The sequence below is a fragment of the Streptomyces sp. NPDC002580 genome, from assembly GCF_042889485.1.
Lineage (GTDB): Bacteria > Actinomycetota > Actinomycetes > Streptomycetales > Streptomycetaceae > Streptomyces.
The window spans coordinates 1-16,747 of record NZ_JBIAQZ010000003.1; the positions used below are offsets into that span (position 1 = coordinate 1).

Genomic DNA, 16,747 nt, shown 5'->3' on the forward strand with positions numbered 1-16,747 from the left:
TTTCCCTTTCCGGCGAGTCCGACTCTATCAGAACCTTTCGGGCCTGACCCCCAGTCAGCGGGTTTCGCCTTCCCGGCCGTTGGGCCGTTCCGACGTCTCAAACTTTAGCGGATCTTCCTGGCAGGTCCTAATCGGGCCGCCGGGCCCAAATCGAATTGAATTCGGGCACGCCGAATTCACTCCGGTTGGGAGATCGTGCTGGTGGTTTGAATGCCGCATCCGCGGCGGAGGTGCCGCCGCAGAACCGTTCCGGTCCCGTGGCAACTCGAAGAACCTTACGGATCCGCCAGGACAGTGTCAACCTCTCCTGTCAAGATCTTTAATCGAGGTCGCTGAGCCGGCCGCCCGCGTCCGGCTGGGCGTCCTCCACCCGTCGCAGGAGACGGGTCAGGACCTCACCCAGGACACTCCGGTCCTCGGCGGACAGGTCCTGGAGCAGGTCCTCCTCGAAGACCGTGGCCAGACGCATCGCCTCGAGCCACTTCTCGCGGCCCTCGTCCGTCAGCTCGACGATGACGCGCACCCGGTTCGACTCGTCACGCTCCCGGGTGACCAGCCCTTCCGCGACCATGCGGTCGATCCGGTGGGTCATGGCGGCCGGGGTGAGGCCGAGGCGCTTGGCCAGCTCGCTCGGGCCGAGGCGGTACGGGGCGCCGGCGAGGACGAGCGCCTTCAGCACCTCCCACTCGGCGTTGCTGATGCCGAGCGCGGCGGTCTGACGGCCGTAGGCGACGTTCATCCGCCGGTTGAGGCGGGACAGCGCCGAGACGATCTTCTCGACCTGGGGGTCGAGGTCCCGGAACTCGCGCTGATAGGCGGCGATCTGTTCTTCGAGTGCCGGCTCACTGACGCCGGGGGTGTCGCCCATGGCCCGAGTATCGCATGAGGCGCTTGGTGTCGAAGTCCTTCGAGGTGTACAGTTCAACCTCGAACTTTAGCTTCGAAGTCTTCAGGCCTGCATCCATGCGCGGTGAACGTGTTGCGAACACGCTGCTGTGCGGGAGCGGGCCGCCGTGGCTTCACGACCAAGGCAGGTGAAAGTGACCAGGGCGATGGGCGCAGCGATGCGCCGGATCCACGTGGGCAACGCACTCAGCGCGTTCGGCCTCGGCTTTACCGTCCCCTTCCTCTACGTCTATGTGGCGCAGGTGCGGGGACTCGGCTCCATGACGGCGGGTGTCGTGCTCGCCGTCTTCGCCGTGGCCGCTCTCGTCGTGCTGCCGTTCGCCGGACGGGCGATCGTCCGGCGAGGTCCGCTGCCGGTACTGCTCACCGCCCTGGTCACCGCCTCGCTCGGAGCGCTGAGCCTCGGGCTGGCGAACAGCGCGACGACCGTGGTGCTGTCGGCTGCCGCGCTCGGTGCCGGTCAGGCCGTGATGTCGCCGGCCCTCGCCACGATGATCGTGGACTGCTCCTCCGCGGACACCCGGTCACGCGCCTTCGCGACCCAGTTCTTCCTGCAGAACCTGGGCCTCGGGGTCGGCGGTCTCATCGGCGGTCACATCGTCGACCCGGACCGGGCGAGCTCGTTCACGCTCCTGTTCGCGATCGAGGCGGCGATGTTCCTCGTGCTGGTCGGCCTGATGGCGACCGTGCGGATGCCGCGCGCGCCGCGGATCGACGGAGCCACCCCGGGCGCCGGCCGCGGCAGCTGGAAGCAGCTCCTCGGCAACCGCGCCATGGTGCAGCTGTCCGTACTCGGCTTCGTCCTCTTCTTCGCCTGCTACGGGCAGTTCGAGTCGGGGCTCTCCGCGTACGGCGTCGAGGCCGCCGGGATCTCCACGTCCGCGCTCGGTACGGCGATGGCGGCGAACACCGCGATGATCGTGGTCGCGCAGTTCGCGGTGCTGAAGTTCGTCGAGCGCCGCAAGCGGTCCCGGGTGATCGCCGCGGTCGGTCTCATCTGGGCGGTCGCGTGGCTGACGGCCGGTTTCGCCGGCCTCGGGCACGGCAGCCAGACCATGGCCACGGCAGCGTTCGTCTCGACGTACGCGCTCTTCGGGCTCGGGGAGGCGATGCTGTCGCCCACACTGGCGCCGCTGGTCGCCGATCTGGCGCCGACGGGCATGGCGGGTCAGTACAACTCCGCCTTCGCTCTCGTGAAGCAGTTGGCGCTGGCGATCGGCCCGGCGGTGGGCGGCCCGATGGGCGCCTCGCTGCACGGCCCGTACATCGCGATGTTCCTGGTCTTCTCGCTCGGCATCACCGTCCTGGCGGTGCGGCTCGGGCGGCAGCTCACACCCGTGCAGAACCAGCCCGCGCTCGCGCGGAGCCGGGTGGTCGCGCAGGGCGGGGCTCCGTTGGAACCGGTACCGGCGGGCGTCTGACGGCAGGCCGGCTGGAGGGGTGCGGGACGCGGACGTACGACGGCCGCCATCACGTTCGCGACGTGATGGCGGCCGTTCTCGTGTGCGTGGTCGCGGGGCTCAGCGGACGCCGGTCACCAGGTTGGCGGTGAAGGGGAGGGTCGCCCCGCCGTCGGGGGCGGCGCGGTCGGCGAGGCGGGTGTGGACGGCCCGGCCCGCGCGCAGGAGGGCGTCCTCGCCCGCGGTGTCGACGATCGCCTGTCCCCAGGACGTGGACGAGAGCTGGCCGGGGGCGTACGCGGCCAGCGGGGGGAAGGAGACTCCGAAGGCGACCTGGTGGACGGTGACGTCGTGGAAGCCCGCGCCGCTCAGAGCGGCGGAGAGGCGTTCGGGAGTACCGGAGAAGGCTCCCTCGTAGTCCGCGGCGATCTCCGGGCCGCCGTACTCCCGCACGGCTTCGTACTGGGCGACGAAGTACGGGATCAGCTCCCTGGCGGCCCACGCGGTGGCGGCGAACCGGCCGCCGGGGCGGGTCACCCGGGCCGTCTCCGCGAGGGCCGCCCGGAGGTCGGGGAAGAACTGGACTCCCTGCTGGCAGACGACCGCGTCGAAGGACGCGTCCTCGTAGGGCAGCTGGTCCGCGGGGGCGACGGTGAACGCGATGTCCGGATACATGCGGGGCGCGTGTTCTCCGGCCACCCGGATCATGCCCGCGTTGACGTCCGCCCCCGAGACCCGGCCCGCGGGGCCCACCCGGGCCGCTGCGGCGCGGGCCGCGAACCCGGTGCCGCAGGCCAGGTCGAGCACCTTGGCGCCGGGGAACAGGTCGGCCGCGTCGAGGATCGCGTCCACGAAGGGCGTCATGAGCGGTGCGGCGTACCGCTCGTATCGCTCGGGAGCACTGCCTTTGAGCTGGAAGCCCGAATCGTCTGCCATGGGGAGCTCTTAGCACCGGGCGGCCCGGTCGGCCAGAGGACGCGCGGCGGGCGGCCGGAGGAAGGTCCCTCCTCGGAACCGAACCGGGTCCGAGGAGGGTTCAGCCGGCCGCGCGGGGAAGCACGAACTCGCACCACACCGCCTTGCCGCCGCCCGGTGTCCGGCGGGCGCCCCAGCCGGAGGCGATCGTCGCCACGATCGCGATGCCCCGGCCCGCTTCGTCGGCGGGTTCGGCACGGCGACGGCGCGGGAGGTGGTCGTCGCCGTCGGTGACCTCGATGATCAGCCGGCGGTCGGTGCGCCGCAGTCGCAGCCGCATCGGCGGGGCACCGTGCTGGAGCGAGTTGGCGACGAGTTCGCTGGCGGCCAGGACGCCGAGGTCGTGCAGCTCGGCCGGGAACCGCCAGCTGGCCAGCACGCCGGAGGCGAAGGCACGCGCGCGGGGAGCCGCTTCCACTCCGCCGAGCAGTTCCAGGGCGGCGTTGCGGAAGAGTTCGCCGTCCGAGCCCGTACGGGCGGGGTGCTGGAGGACCAGGACGGCGACGTCGTCGTCGTGGTCGGCGGTGACGCCGGCCGCGCGGACCAGGCGGTCGCAGACCACCTGGGGGCTGCCGGTCGCGCCAGCCAAGGCGCGTTCCAGGGAGGCGATGCCCTCGTCGAGGTCCTCGTCGCGGCGCTCGACCAGGCCGTCCGTGTAGAGGACGGCGGTGGAGCCGGGGCCCAGCGGCACCGAGCCGGAGGTGTGCAGCCAGCCGCCGGTGCCGAGCGGCGGTCCGGTCGGTTCGTCGGCGCGGTGGATGGTGCCGTTCTCGTCGCGGACCAGGATGGGCAGGTGTCCGGCGGAGGCGTACACCAGCCGGCCCTCGTTCGGGTCGTGGACGGCGTACGCGCAGGTGGCGATCTGGTTGGCGTCGATCTCGGTGGCGAGGCCGTCGAGGAGCTGCAGGACCTCGTGCGGGGGCAGGTCGAGACGGGCGTAGGCGCGGACGGCTGTGCGCAGCTGGCCCATGACGGCAGCCGCGCGGACCCCGCGGCCCATGACGTCGCCGATGACGAGCGCGGTGCGGCCGCCGCCGAGGGTGATCACGTCGTACCAGTCGCCGCCGACCGCCGCCTCCGTGCCGCCGGGCAGGTAGGTGGCGGCGATGCGCAGGTCGTCGGGCTCCTCCAGCTCCTGCGGGAGGAGGGAGCGCTGGAGGGTGACGGCGGTCTCGCGCTGCCGGCGCTCGCTGGCGCGCAGCCGCTCGGCGGCCTCGGCGTGATCGGTGACGTCGGTGGCGAACACGAGGACGCCGCGGCCGTCGCCCTCGGGGGAGGTGTCGACGGGGGTGCAGGTGAACGTGTAAGAGCGGCCGGTGGACACCTTGCGGGACTTGACCGTGCGGGGTTTGGCGCTGCGCAGGACCTGGTCGAGGAGCGGCAGCAGGCCGAGTTCGTCCAGCTCGGGCAGTGCCGCGCGGGCGGGCTCGCCGACGGGGCGGGCGCCGAACGCCGCCGTGTAGGCGTCGTTGGTGTAGGAGACGCGGTGCTCGGGGCCGTGCACGAGGGCGACGAGCGCGGGGACGCGGTCGAGGACCGCGCGCACCGGCAGTTCGTCGACGGCGAGCCCGGGCGGGGTGTCCTCGGTCAGCTGCTCGACGCGGGCCGCCGGTACGGAGCCCTCTCCGCGCCGGTCCGGGACGGCCGTGTGCTCGGTCCGCGCTGCGGCGCGGCGCTGCGTTCCGGGGAGCCGGGCGCTCCAGCGCGTGAAGTTCACAGTGGGAAAAGCCTCGTGTTAGAAGGGCGAGCGGTTCACCCGCCCAAAGTCGTGGACCTGTCTGGCAGTCTGACCGACCGGGCTGACGTCCGTCAGACGCCGTCCCCGCCGGTGGAGTTCCTCGGTCCGGTCAGGACGACCCCTTCGGGTCGTTCGGAGGCTTTCCCCCGGCAGCCAGTTCGAACTCCGCACGGGGATGTTCGAGCGAACCGAGGGACACGATCTCCCGTTTGAAGAGACCCGCCAGGGTCCATTCGGCGAGTACACGGGCCTTGCGGTTGAAGGTCGGCACCCTGCTGAGGTGGTAGACGCGGTGCATGAACCAGGCAGGATAGCCCCTCAGCTTGCGCCCGTAGACGTGTGCGACCCCCTTGTGCAGTCCCAGGGACGCGACGGAGCCGACGTACCTGTGGGAGTAGGTCTCCAGGGGCTCGCCGCGCAGGGTGTGCGCGAGGTTGTCGCCGAGGACCTTCGCCTGGCGCACGGCGTGCTGGGCGTTGGGCGCGGTCTCCTTGCCGGGCTCCGCGGTCACGTCGGGGACGGCCGCGGCGTCTCCGGCGGCCCACGCGTGCGGGGTGCCCTCGACGGCGAGCTGGGGGGTGCACCTGAGGCGGCCCCGCTCGTTCAGGGGAAGGTCGGTCGCGGCGAGGACGGGGTGCGGTTTCACGCCGGCCGTCCAGACGACGGTGCGGGTGGGGAAGCGCGCGCCGTCACTGAGGACGGCGACCCGGTCCACGCAACTGTTGAGACGGGTCTCCAGGCGTACGTCGATGTTGCGCCGGCGCAGCTGGGTGACCGTGTACCGGCCCATCTCCGCGCCGACCTCGGGCAGGATGCGGTCCGAGGCCTCCACGAGGATCCACTTCATGTCCTCGGGCTTGAGGTTGTGGTAGTACCGCGCGGTGTAGCGGGCCATGTCCTCCAGCTCGCCGAGCGCCTCGACGCCCGCGTAACCGCCTCCTACGAAGACGAAGGTCAGGGCCGCGTCGCGGATCGCGGGATCGCGGGTGGAGGAGGCGATGTCCATCTGCTCGATGACGTGGTTGCGCAGGCCGATGGCCTCTTCGACCGTCTTGAAGCCGATGGCGTGGTCGGCGAGTCCGGGGATCGGCAGGGTGCGCGAGACCGAGCCGGGGGCGAGGACCAGTTCGTCGTACGCGATCTGCTCCGCGCCCGCGCCCTCCTCCTCGGTGGCGAGCGTGGTGAGCGTCGCGGTGCGCTTGGCGTGGTCGATCGACCGGACCTCGCCGATGACGATCCGGCACCCGCTCAGGACCCGGCGCAGCGGGACGACCACGTGACGCGGCGAGATCGAGCCCGCGGCGGCTTCGGGAAGGAACGGCTGATACGTCATGTACGGGTCGGGCGAGACGACCGTGATCTCGACCTCGCCCCGCTTCAATTCGGGCTTCAACTGCCGCTGGAGGCGCAGGGCGGTGTACATCCCGACGTAGCCGCCGCCGACGATGAGAATGCGCGCACGTTCCTTCACCATCCCATGACGCACCCCTCTCCGGAGTTTGTCCACAGCCCCAGCAATTTGTGTGACCGGGCGCCGACAACGTACAGGGCTGGCCGATTTGCCGGAGTCCCTGGAAAAAGCGCAGGTCAGGGTGGGCGAGGGGGGTACTCGGAGGGGGTGCAACCGGGACGTAACCGGCCCGTACTCCGATCGGGGGGCGCTCCGTGCGGAACCTGCCCCTTCTGAATTGACCCCCTCTCAACTATGTTCGTGTGTCGACGGGGTGTAGGGGGATGCGCTCGGCGAGTCCGCGCGACGGGCTCGTGCACAAGCTTGTTCCGCACGCTCCGGCCATCTACGGCGGGGAGAGTCTCCGGGGGGAGACGTCATTACCGGGGGAACGCTTATGCACATTCAGGACTCTCATTGGTCTTCCGCGTCGGCCATCGCACCCGCTGGTGCGGTCGGCGCGGCGACCGGCGGCAACGGCCGTGGTCCGGTGGACGGATCGCGCACGGCGCCGCTGCGTGTGGACGCACAGCGCAATCTGGAACACGTACTGCGCGCGGCGCGCGAGGTCTTCGGCGAGCTGGGGTACGGCGCTCCCATGGAGGACGTCGCACGACGCGCGAGGGTCGGCGTCGGCACGGTGTACCGGCGCTTTCCGAGCAAGGACGTCCTGGTGCGCCGGATAGCCGAGGAGGAGACCTCCCGGCTGACCGACCAGGCCCGTGCCGCGCTCGGCCAGGAGGACGAACCGTGGTCGGCGCTCTCGCGCTTCCTGCGGACGTCGGTGGCCTCGGGTGCCGGGCGGCTGCTGCCGCCGCAGGTGCTGCGGGTCGGCGTCGCGGAGGACGGGGCCGAGGCGGCCGGGGCACGGGTGCCGCAGCAGCGGTCCCAGCTCGCGCCCGAGCTGCGGCTCGTGGAGCAGCGGCCCGCGCAGGAGGACGAGCCGGTGATCGCGGCGGTGGACGACGCCGGAGCGACGGCGCTGCTCGAAGTGGTCGGCCGGCTGGTGGACCGGGCACGCGCGGCGGGCCAGCTGCGCACCGATGTCACCGTGGCGGACGTCCTGCTGGTCATCGCGACGGCGGCGCCCTCGCTGCCGGACGCGGCCCAGCAGGCGGCGGCCTCGGCGCGGCTTCTGGACATCCTGCTGGAGGGCCTGCGTTCCCGTCCGGCGTGAACCGGACGGAAGGTCGCTTCGACGCGGACGCTCCCGGTCACCGGGGCCTTCCGCGACGCGGGGCAGCGTGAGCACGAAGGTGTTCCCGGGCGCGAGTACGACACCGATCGCGTTCCGGGGACCCTCCCCGCCCCGCCGTCGTTCCGGCATGCGCCGGCCGTTGCGGCGGTGTACCGCGGACCGGGATCACCGTGCGGAAAGGCTGTTGACCATTCCCCGAACAGGTGAAAGTTAGTACTGCCGAGCGATGAATCCCCTCGGACGAGTGGTTGGTCCGTACGAGGAGGTCCCGCTCGGGGAGCCTGTGGCACTCTGTCCGGATATTCGGGTCCGAGTGTGCAGGCGGGGGCTTTCCGCGATGAGCGTTGACGGGCGGGACGAGTCCCTCGGTGACGGTGGCGCCGACGGCGGCACGGAAACCGGCGGCTCACCGTCGCGGCAGGTACCGAGCCAGGGCGGCCCGCACGACGGAGACCCGGAAGCTCCTCCGCCCGGCACCCCGTCCGACGACGCGCGCGATTCCGGCGCCGCTCCTTCCTCGGAAGCCGCCGCCCCCGACCCCGGCGTGCCCTCGCAGCGCGACCGGTTCGACCGGCGCGACGTCGGTGTCCTGCCGCCCCCGGTGGAACCACCGCCCTCCGACGCCGATCTGATCGCGCGGATGCGCGCGGGCGACGACACGGCGTACGAGGATCTGTACCGTCGGCACGCCGCGGCCGTCCGGCGCTACGCGGCCACCTGCTGCCGTGACCCGCACACCGCCGACGACCTCACGGCCGAGGTGTTCGCCCGCATGCTCCAGGCGGTACGGGGCGGCAGCGGGCCCGAGCACGCCGTGCGCGCGTACCTCCTCACCACCGTCCGCCGGGTCGCCGCGCACTGGACGAAGACGGCCAAGCGTGAACAACTGGTCGACGACTTCGCGGTGTTCGCCGCACAGGCCACCCGCGGATCCGAGGTCTCCGACGACGACACCCTCGATCTCGGCGCGGACGTACGGGCGATGCACGAGGCCGAGCAGTCCATGGCCATGCGCGCGTTCCGCTCCCTGCCGGAGCGCTGGCAGGCCGTGCTGTGGCACACCGAGGTCGAGGACGAGTCCCCGAGCGAGGTGGCCACCCTCTTCGGCCTCGACGCCAACGGCACCCGCGTGCTCGCCAGCCGCGCTCGCGAGGGCTTGAAGCAGGCCTACCTCCAGGCTCACGTCAGCACCACGCTCACCATGGACGAGGAGTGCGCGCGCTACGCGGACCGGCTCGGCGCCTACGCCCGCGGCGGTCTGCGCACCCGGGCCGAACGGGGACTGCGCAAGCACCTGGAGGAGTGCGCCAGGTGCCGTCTGGCCGCGGGCCAGATCAAGGAGGTCGCCGGTGGTATCCCCGCGGTGGTGCCGGTCGCGGTCATCGGCTGGTTCGGGACGGCGGGCTACGCGAAGGCCGTCGCGCTGATCGCGGGCGGCGCCGGAGCGGGGGCGGCCGGAGTCGCGGGAGCGGCCGGAGCGGCGGCGGGCGGCGGCTCCGGCGGAGCGGGCGCCGGAGGAGGCGCGGCGGTGGCCGAAGGGCTCGGCGCGCCGGTCAAGGCCGGTATCGCCGCCGGGGTCGTCGCCGTGGCCGCGGCGGCCGTGGCACTCGCCCTCGTCGGCAACGACACCCCCGCCCGACAGCCCGAGACCGGAGCGGCCGCCCCACCCGCCGTGGAGGCCCCCGCGCCCTCGCCGAAACCGCCCACGAAGGTCCCCGCGCCGCATCCGCCGGTGATGGCCCACCGGCCGACCCCGACCCCACCCCCCTCGCCGGCGCCGAAGCCCACCCCGAAACCGACACCCAGGGCTTCGCCGCCCCCGTCGCCCGCACCGGAGCCGACTCCGGCTCCGCCCGCGGGACCCGCCCCTTCGAAGGCCGAGCCACGGCCCACCCCGACCCCGGAACCTCCCGCGCCCGTCCCGGTCGTCTACCGGTGGAGCGAGCTGGAGTACGACCTCACCGGCGACCACACCGGGCCGGAGATGCGGCTGGGCGAGAGCAGCTGGGTCTGGCGCCGCCACGGGATGAAGATCGCGGACACCTCGTACACGGACGGCGTGACCGTCCACGGCCAGTCCTCCGTCAGCATCGACCTCAACCGCGCCTGCAGCTCGTACGACGCCCTGGTCGGCGTCGACGACCTGACACTGGGGCTGGGCAGGATGCGCTTCTCCGTGTACGCGGACGGGTCTCCCCTGTGGCGGTCACCGCTCGCCGAGGGCGGCGACCGGGCGGTCCCCGTCCACGTGAACCTCGCCGGACACCGGACGATCCGGCTCGTCGTCGAACCCCGCACGCCGTTCGGCTCGGCGTCGCTGGGGGACTGGGCGGAGTCGAGGTTCGAGTGCCGGTGACCGGGGGCCGCCCACGTCATTCCTGACGGCCCCGGAACCCACCTCCAGGCCGGCACGGGCGCCTCAACCGCCATCTCGGTGTCTCCGGTGCCTCCCTGGGCCCCCGCCAGAGGGACAACACGGCACGACAGCCGTCCAGGGCGCCCGAGGGAGAAGGCCGCCCGAGGACAGGGCTGCTGCCTAGTCGACGCGGAACTCCCCGACCGCGGCGGCCAGATCGCTCAGTGCCTCTTCCTTGGTGCAGGCGGAACCCCGGGCCCGCTCGGACTCGTAGCGGGCCGGGCCGAGCGCCGTGAGGGCCGCGGCCTCGACACGCAGGGCCTCGGCGCTCTCCCGGGGCGCCCGCGCCCCGCCTCCACGCCAGCTGGTGCCGGCGGCCAGCAGCCGGACGGCCACCGGGTGCGCGGCCAGCTCGGTGAGGAGGCTCGCCCCGACTTCGACGAGACCTGCGGCCACCACGTCGGCGCACCCGTCGTCCACCGCCCTGCGCACGGCGCGGCTCAGCCTGCCCAGGCCCCGCGCCGGACCGGACTCCGCAGCCGTGAGCAGGGCGTCGACCCAGTTCAGCGCCGCCGTGAACTGCGGGGGCGGGGTACCCCGGGAGCTCTCCTCGCGCGCCTTCTCCCACAGCTCGCGCGCGAGGCCGATCTCCCCCTCGTCCAGGATCACTTGGGCACGCAGCAGATGGACGAACGCGCGCGAGTCGACCACCCCGTACAGGTCGGCCGCGGCGTTCGCCTCGTCCAGGGTCGCGAGGGCCAGGGGGCTGTCCCCGTCGCGGTAGGCGATCTCGGCCAGCCGTGCCATCAGGAAGGGCACCTCCGCGTACGCCCCCACCTCGTAGGCGAGCCGCATCGCCTCCGCGTACTCGCCCTTCGCCTCGTCGAACAGGCTGCGCGCCATCGCCGCCTCACCGGCCGCGCCGCACACCTGGGCCCGCATCCAGCGGTCACCCACCCGTCGGCTGATCCCGCGCAGTTCCGCCAGGTCCTCGTCCACTCCGGGCATCCCGCCCGGGGCGTCGACGACCACGTGCGTACGGAACATCAGGGCGACGCCGATCTCCCATTCGCCGCCGTAAGCACGGCAGTTGGCGACCGCCGCGTCCATCGCGGGCCGCGTGTCGTCCGCGCCCCCCAGGAAGTGCGCCGCCAGCGGCCAGACGATCCCGGGCATGCGGGCCGCGTCCGGGCCGCCCTTCGCGAACTCGGCGCGCACCCGCGAGACGTACTCCCGCAGCCGTCCGACCCCCCACTCGTCCTGCGGAACGACGTCCACCTTCATGAACAGGTGGAACATCCGCAGCCGCATCCGCATGCCGTGCAGCGGGTGCCGCTCGTCGCGCTCGGGATCGTCGAGGAACACGGCGACGGAGTCGACGCCTTCGAGCTCGGGGAGCAGACCGTCACCGACGACGGTCTCCGCGCCGGCGACGGACAGGGCGGTCATCGCGGCAGCGGTACCGGTGGTCATGGCGGTACCCGCAGCAGCGCCCCCACCGGCGAGAAGGCCACCGCGCTGACCGCCACGGCTCGTGCCCCCACCGCCACCCGCACCCCCGCCGGCCTCCGCGGAGCCACCGGTCCGCCCGGGACCACCACCACTCGACGTGTCGAGGAACGCGCCCATCTTCAGGACGAGTTCCGTCCATTCCGTGCCCTCGTGGCGGAAGTTGCGCAGCCACCAGAACCAGCCCATGGCGAGGACCAGGGCACCCGTCCGCTCCTCGTCGCGGGCGACGAGACCGCGGCGCAGGGCCGCCCTGATGTTGTCGAGCTCGCTCTCCAGGCGCCGGATCCAGGGGAGTTGACCGGCCGAGCGCAGTTGGGGCTCGGCCTCCTCCGCGAGGGCGAGCGCCCACGCGCGGTGGCGCCGCTCGGCGGCGGCACGTAGTTCCGGGACCTCGGCGGCGCGCTCGGTGGCGTACTCGTGGATGGTCTCCAGCATGCGATAGCGCATCCCGCCGCCGAAACCGTCCCCGACGCCGTTCCCGGCGGCGCCCACGCCCCGGCTCCCGCTCGGGTTCCCGTCGCCACCGCCTCCGCCGTCCGGGGTGGCGACGACGAGGGACTTGTCGACGAGCGCGCCGAGCAGATGGGCCACGGGACCGGTGCACACGGCCTCCGCGGCCGCCAGGTCCCAGCCGCCCGCGAACACCGACGCCTCGCGGAGCACGGTCCGCTCCCGCTCGTCGAGCAGGTCCCAGGACCAGTCGACGACCGCGCGCAGGGTCTGCTGGCGGGGCAGCACCGTACGGCTTCCGGAAGTGAGTAGCCGGAAGCGGTCGTCGAGCCGGTCGGCGATCTGCCGTGGGGTGAGCAGCCGCAACCGGGCGGCGGCCAGCTCGATGGCCAGGGGCAGGCCGTCGAGCCGTCGGCAGATCTCGTCCACGGCGGCGGAGTCCTGGAAGGCGGTGCCGGCGTCGGGACGGACGACCGCGGCCCGCTCCATGAAGAGGCGGCGCGCCGGATCGGGCGGGAGGGGTTCCACCGGGCGCACCGACTCGCCGGGGACGCCCAGAGGTTCCCGGCTGGTGGCGAGGATCGTGAGCCCTGGGCAGCGGGTCAGCAGGGTCTCGGCGAGCTCGGCCGCCGCGCCGATGACGTGTTCGCAGTTGTCGAGGATGAGCAGGTGGCTGCGCGGGGCGCAGTACTCGACGAGCAGGGCGACCGGATCGTCCTGCTGTACCGCCATCTCGTTGGTGATCAGCGCGGTCTCGCGCAGACCGAGGGCACTGACCACCGCGCCCGGGACCGCCTCGGGCCGGTCGAGCGGGGCCAGCTCGACCAGCCACGCCTGCGGAAGCCCGGCGGCGGCCTCCTCGGCGAGGCGGGTCTTCCCCGAACCGCCTGGTCCGGTCAGCGTGACCAGGCGGGCCCTCCGCACATCCGAACGGATGGCCCCGAGCTCCCGCTCCCTCCCCACGAACGAGTTGAGCCGCGGACGCAGGTTGCCGGTGCGCTGAGCACGCGAGGGATCGGGGGAGTCGGGGCCGGAGATCTGTCCGGACTCCACGGCGTCTCCCGTGCCGGACCGGGGTTCCCGTGGCCCGCGGGTGTCCGCCGGGTCCAGCAACGCGGCGTGCAGGGAACGGAGTTCCGGCCCGGGATCCGCGCCGAGCCCCTCCAGCAGCCGTCGGCGCACGTCCTCGTAGGCGGCCAGGGCGTCGGCACCGCGCCCGGCCTCGCGCAGGGCGCGGATGAGCAGAGCGTGCAGCGCCTCGTCGTAGGGGTGGGCCTCCGTCAGTTCCTTCAGCTCCGGTACGACCTCGCCGGCCCGGCCGAGTCGCAGGTCCGCCTCGACTCGGCTGCGCGTCGCCTCCAGACGCAGGGCCTCCGGACGGGTCGCGGCGGTCCGGTCGGGGAGGTCGGCGAGAGCGGGGCCGCGCCACAGGGCGAGGGCTTCGCGCAGGCGGGAGGCGGCGGCGGGGGCGTCGCCGTGGCCGAGCGCGGTCCTGCCCTCCGCGACCAGCCGCTCGAACACGAGCAGGTCCACGTCGTCCTCGGCGGCCCGGAGCCGGTAGCCGCCGGCCTCCGAGGCGATCGCGTCCTTCCCGATGGCCCGGCGGAGGCGGCCGACCAGTGCCTGCAGCGCGGCAGGGGCGTCCTGGGGAGGGTCGTCCGCCCACACCTCGCCGATGAGGGCCTCCGGGGTGGTGGTGCGGCCCGGGAGGCGGGCCAGGGCCGTGAGCAGCGCGCGGACCCGGGGGCCGCCCACGGTGACCAGGGCCCCCCGGTCGTTCTCCACCTGGGCAGTCCCCAGAATCCTGTACCGCACGCCCCCATTCTCACCGCCCACCCGCCCCGGGTCACCGCCTCGCCCCACCGAGGCCGCCCACGTCCCCACCCCGTCCCCTTCAAGTCCCCCGACGCCCCGCCCCGACACAAAGCTTCCTTCGCCCCCACCGCCCCTACCCGGGGCGCCGCCCGGACCCCGCTCCTCAAACGCCGGAGGAGCTGAAATTTTCCCGCACGGAGAGGCTGAAATTTTCCGCACGGAGGGGCTGAAGTTTCCCGCAGCCGGGATCCGGCGGAAGGGGCCGCGTCGGTACATCGCAAGCCCGTCGCCACCGACGCCCACACCTCACCCGACGGCGACGGGCGGATGTACCGACACGGCCCCGACCCACAACCCACCGGACCGAACCGACACCACCCACCGGCCCGACACCACCCCGCGAACGCCGGCGCGAGCGAACCCGCACCCAGGCCGAACAGCGAACACCGGCGCAGCGCGACCTCAGCCCTGCCGAGCCGCCGCCCCCGCCCCCAACGCCCTGCCCTGCGGCACGATCCCCGCAGGAACGGCCCGCTGCCGGGCGGGCGTCCCCGTCCAGCACGTCCCGCGCCGCGCCAGCAGCCTCCGCAGCCAGAGTTCGAGCGAGACGAGGTCGGCCAGCCCGTCGAGGGGCAGCGGCGCCCCCTCCGCGGCCGCGCGCAGCGCCTTGCGGACGACGCGCGCCTCCACCAGCCCCGCCTGCGCGAGCAACGGCGTGTCGAACAGGGCGATCAGGGAATCGGCCGCCACCCGCAACCCGGTACGGGCCGCCGCCGCGGAGGACGCGTGGGACGGAGCCCCCCACCCGGGGGGCAGATCGGCCACCCCGGCACCCTCCAGCACCGTGCGCAGGATCGCCGCCCGCGCCCCCGGCTGCACCCGCAGCGCCTCCGGCAGTTCGCGGCACGCCCGGACGACCTGGTTGTCCAGGAAGGGCGTGTGCAGCCGCTGGAAGCGGATCTCGGCGGCCTGTTCCAGGACGCGGACGTCCGCCGCGTGGCGCGCGAGGGCGGCACGCGCGCGAAAGTCTCCCGGCCGCTGCCCGGGACCGACGTTCGCCCGTCCCCCGCCGCCTTGGAGGCGAACCGATACTTCAGCCAGCGCCTCCCCGGTCAGCCACCGCGCCGCGGGCCCGGGTCTGGCCCAGCTGAGCGCCGCGAGCGACGCCCCGACGGCGCCTCCCGGTTCGTCGAAGCGCCGGTTCTGCAGCCGGTCGGCGAGCAGGTCGACTCCGGTGCGGTACGGCGTACGGGCGAGTTTGCGCGCGGCGCCGTACACGCGCGCGGGAACCATCACCGATCCGTCGGCCTTGGCCAACGCGGCGACGGGCCGCACCAGATGGCGCCGTTTGCGGTCCATGAGCAGGTCGGCGAGCCGGGCCGGATGGGCGTCCAGCACCTGCCGTGCGCCGTAGCCGGTGAAGTGGTCCGCGCTGCCGGAGGCCAGCCGCGCGCGATGCCGCGCCGCCGTCACCAGGGACGGCCCCGGCTCGTCGGTGAGCGGCCCGTCCAGGTCGGCGTAGGGAAGCGTCTCCTCGCCCCCGGCGACGACCACATGGTGCAGCCGGGGATTCGCGGCGAGCGTCCCGGCCCGCTCCAGTTCGGCCTCGCGCCCCCGTACGGCGAGGTCGTTGAAGGTCACCGCCAGGAGCCGTTCACCGGCCCCCGTGCCGTGTCCGAGGACGGTGCCCGGCGCCCCGGGAAGGCCGGCGGCCAGCAGCGCGAGGGTGCCCGAGGCGGGCCCTCCGGAGAGGTCGGCCCCGATGCCCGGGACCGGTGTGCCCCGTGCGGCGCGCCGCTCGGCGGGGCCCATGCCGGGCACGGGTCCGGGGTCGACGTCGGCGCCCGGCACATGGCGGGGCGCCGAGAGACGGGCGCGGACGGCCTCCACCAGGGCGTCCCGTACGGCGTCCACGGCGATCGCCGGGTCGGCGATGGGCGCGGCGACGGCGAGGGAGGCGACGGGCTCGTACCCGGCGATCTCGCGCGCACCGGCACGCAGGATGAGCGTGTGTCCCGGCGGGATGCGGCGCACGCCGTCGTACGGGGTGGAGTCGTGGACCGCGGCCGGTACGTCGGGGGCGGCGAGCAGCGCGGCCAGGTGCCCGAAGTCGAGGTCGGCCTCGATGAGGTCGGCGAGGGGAAGCGCGGCGGTCGCGTACGCCGTGCCGCCCGCCCAGGGGGTGTAGAACACGGGCCGGGCGCCGGCCAGATCGCCGCAGACGGTCACCCGGCGGCCGACCTGGACGACCGCGGTGTAGCTGCCGGACCAGTTGGTGAGGTGGCGAAGTGCCCCGCCGCGCGCGGCGAACAGTCCGACCCGCAGCTCTTCGTCCGAGGCTCCGCAGGTGCCGAGGACGGCGATGCGGTTCTGCGCGTCGGCCTTCACCACGCGCACCTCGTCGGGGCGCCAGTCCCCGACCGCCCACAGCGGATCGGGGTCGCCCCACAGGAGTTGGGAGCCCACCGGGTGGACCGTCTCGCCGTCGTTCCCCGTGGCACCCGCCGAGCCGATCTCGGGCGCTCCGGCGACGGTGCTGCTCCACCCCACCAACCACCGCATCGCCGCCTCCACAGGCTGTGGACAACCAGTGCACCGTACGAACTCGGCACCATGCTGCCACGAAGGAGGCTCCTCGGAGGGTTCCTGCGACGGCTCGCGCTCCCCGGAATGCGCCCCCTGAGAGCGCCCGCGCCGCCGCGGGGCGGAGCCGCGGCCGACAAGTGCCCGCCAGAAAGGGCTCGTTGGGTCGGGCGCGGCACCGCGCGCACCCTCCGGGAAGGTGCCGAACGCGCCGAACGCACCCTGGCCGCCAGGCTGTCGGCGGAGCGCACCCGCCCGGTTCGGCGCCACCCCGGACACCCGATCGCCCTGCCGTCGCCACGGCCGTCGTCACGACCGGCGATCCGGGGCCGGTCCGGGGTCGGGTCCCGTGTCCGGCCACTCC

Annotated in this window: 9 protein-coding genes; 3 read left to right on the forward strand and 6 right to left on the reverse strand. The window is 73.6% G+C overall.

Annotation, left to right across the window (positions count from 1 at the left end; genetic code table 11):
* Positions 1-319: 319 nt before the first annotated feature.
* Entirely contained in the window at positions 320-868 is a 549-nt protein-coding gene (locus tag ACFYW7_RS10935; protein WP_389500455.1) for a MarR family winged helix-turn-helix transcriptional regulator, read from the reverse strand.
* Positions 869-1,052: 184 nt separating this feature from the next.
* Between ACFYW7_RS10935 and ACFYW7_RS10940 the strand changes: the two genes are divergently transcribed.
* Positions 1,053-2,327 (forward strand): MFS transporter, encoded by a 1,275-nt coding sequence (locus ACFYW7_RS10940; RefSeq protein WP_389500457.1) that lies wholly within the window; start codon positions 1,053-1,055, stop codon positions 2,325-2,327.
* 99 nt (positions 2,328-2,426) lie between these two features.
* On the opposite strand, the gene ACFYW7_RS10945 is transcribed toward ACFYW7_RS10940, so the two are convergent.
* The 3 genes from ACFYW7_RS10945 to ACFYW7_RS10955 form a co-directional block, all read right to left on the reverse strand.
* The gene (locus ACFYW7_RS10945; protein ID WP_389500459.1) at positions 2,427-3,242 is read right to left on the reverse strand and encodes a class I SAM-dependent methyltransferase; all 816 of its coding nucleotides are present in this window, start codon (positions 3,240-3,242) and stop codon (positions 2,427-2,429) included.
* A gap of 100 nt (positions 3,243-3,342) precedes the next feature.
* Complete coding sequence (locus ACFYW7_RS10950) at positions 3,343-4,998, reverse strand: SpoIIE family protein phosphatase (RefSeq protein ID WP_389500461.1); 1,656 nt, start codon at positions 4,996-4,998, stop codon at positions 3,343-3,345.
* A 130-nt stretch (positions 4,999-5,128) separates the two neighbouring features.
* Positions 5,129-6,493 carry an NAD(P)/FAD-dependent oxidoreductase gene (locus ACFYW7_RS10955; RefSeq protein WP_389500463.1) on the reverse strand — a complete coding sequence of 455 codons (1,365 nt, stop codon included), beginning with the start codon at positions 6,491-6,493 and terminating at the stop codon, positions 5,129-5,131.
* Positions 6,494-6,866: 373 nt separating this feature from the next.
* Between ACFYW7_RS10955 and ACFYW7_RS10960 the strand changes: the two genes are divergently transcribed.
* Positions 6,867-7,646, forward strand: coding sequence for a TetR/AcrR family transcriptional regulator (locus tag ACFYW7_RS10960; protein WP_389500465.1), 780 nt, complete (start codon positions 6,867-6,869; stop codon positions 7,644-7,646).
* A 358-nt stretch (positions 7,647-8,004) separates the two neighbouring features.
* Positions 8,005-10,023 carry a sigma-70 family RNA polymerase sigma factor gene (locus ACFYW7_RS10965; protein WP_389500467.1) on the forward strand — a complete coding sequence of 673 codons (2,019 nt, stop codon included), beginning with the start codon at positions 8,005-8,007 and terminating at the stop codon, positions 10,021-10,023.
* A 180-nt stretch (positions 10,024-10,203) separates the two neighbouring features.
* Here the strand turns inward: ACFYW7_RS10965 and ACFYW7_RS10970 are convergent, their stop codons facing one another.
* Both ACFYW7_RS10970 and ACFYW7_RS10975 read right to left on the reverse strand, forming a co-directional pair.
* Positions 10,204-13,800 (reverse strand): BTAD domain-containing putative transcriptional regulator, encoded by a 3,597-nt coding sequence (locus ACFYW7_RS10970; RefSeq protein ID WP_389500469.1) that lies wholly within the window; start codon positions 13,798-13,800, stop codon positions 10,204-10,206.
* A gap of 462 nt (positions 13,801-14,262) precedes the next feature.
* Complete coding sequence (locus tag ACFYW7_RS10975; RefSeq protein ID WP_389500471.1) at positions 14,263-16,362, reverse strand: asparagine synthase-related protein; 2,100 nt, start codon at positions 16,360-16,362, stop codon at positions 14,263-14,265.
* Positions 16,363-16,747 lie beyond the last annotated feature (385 nt).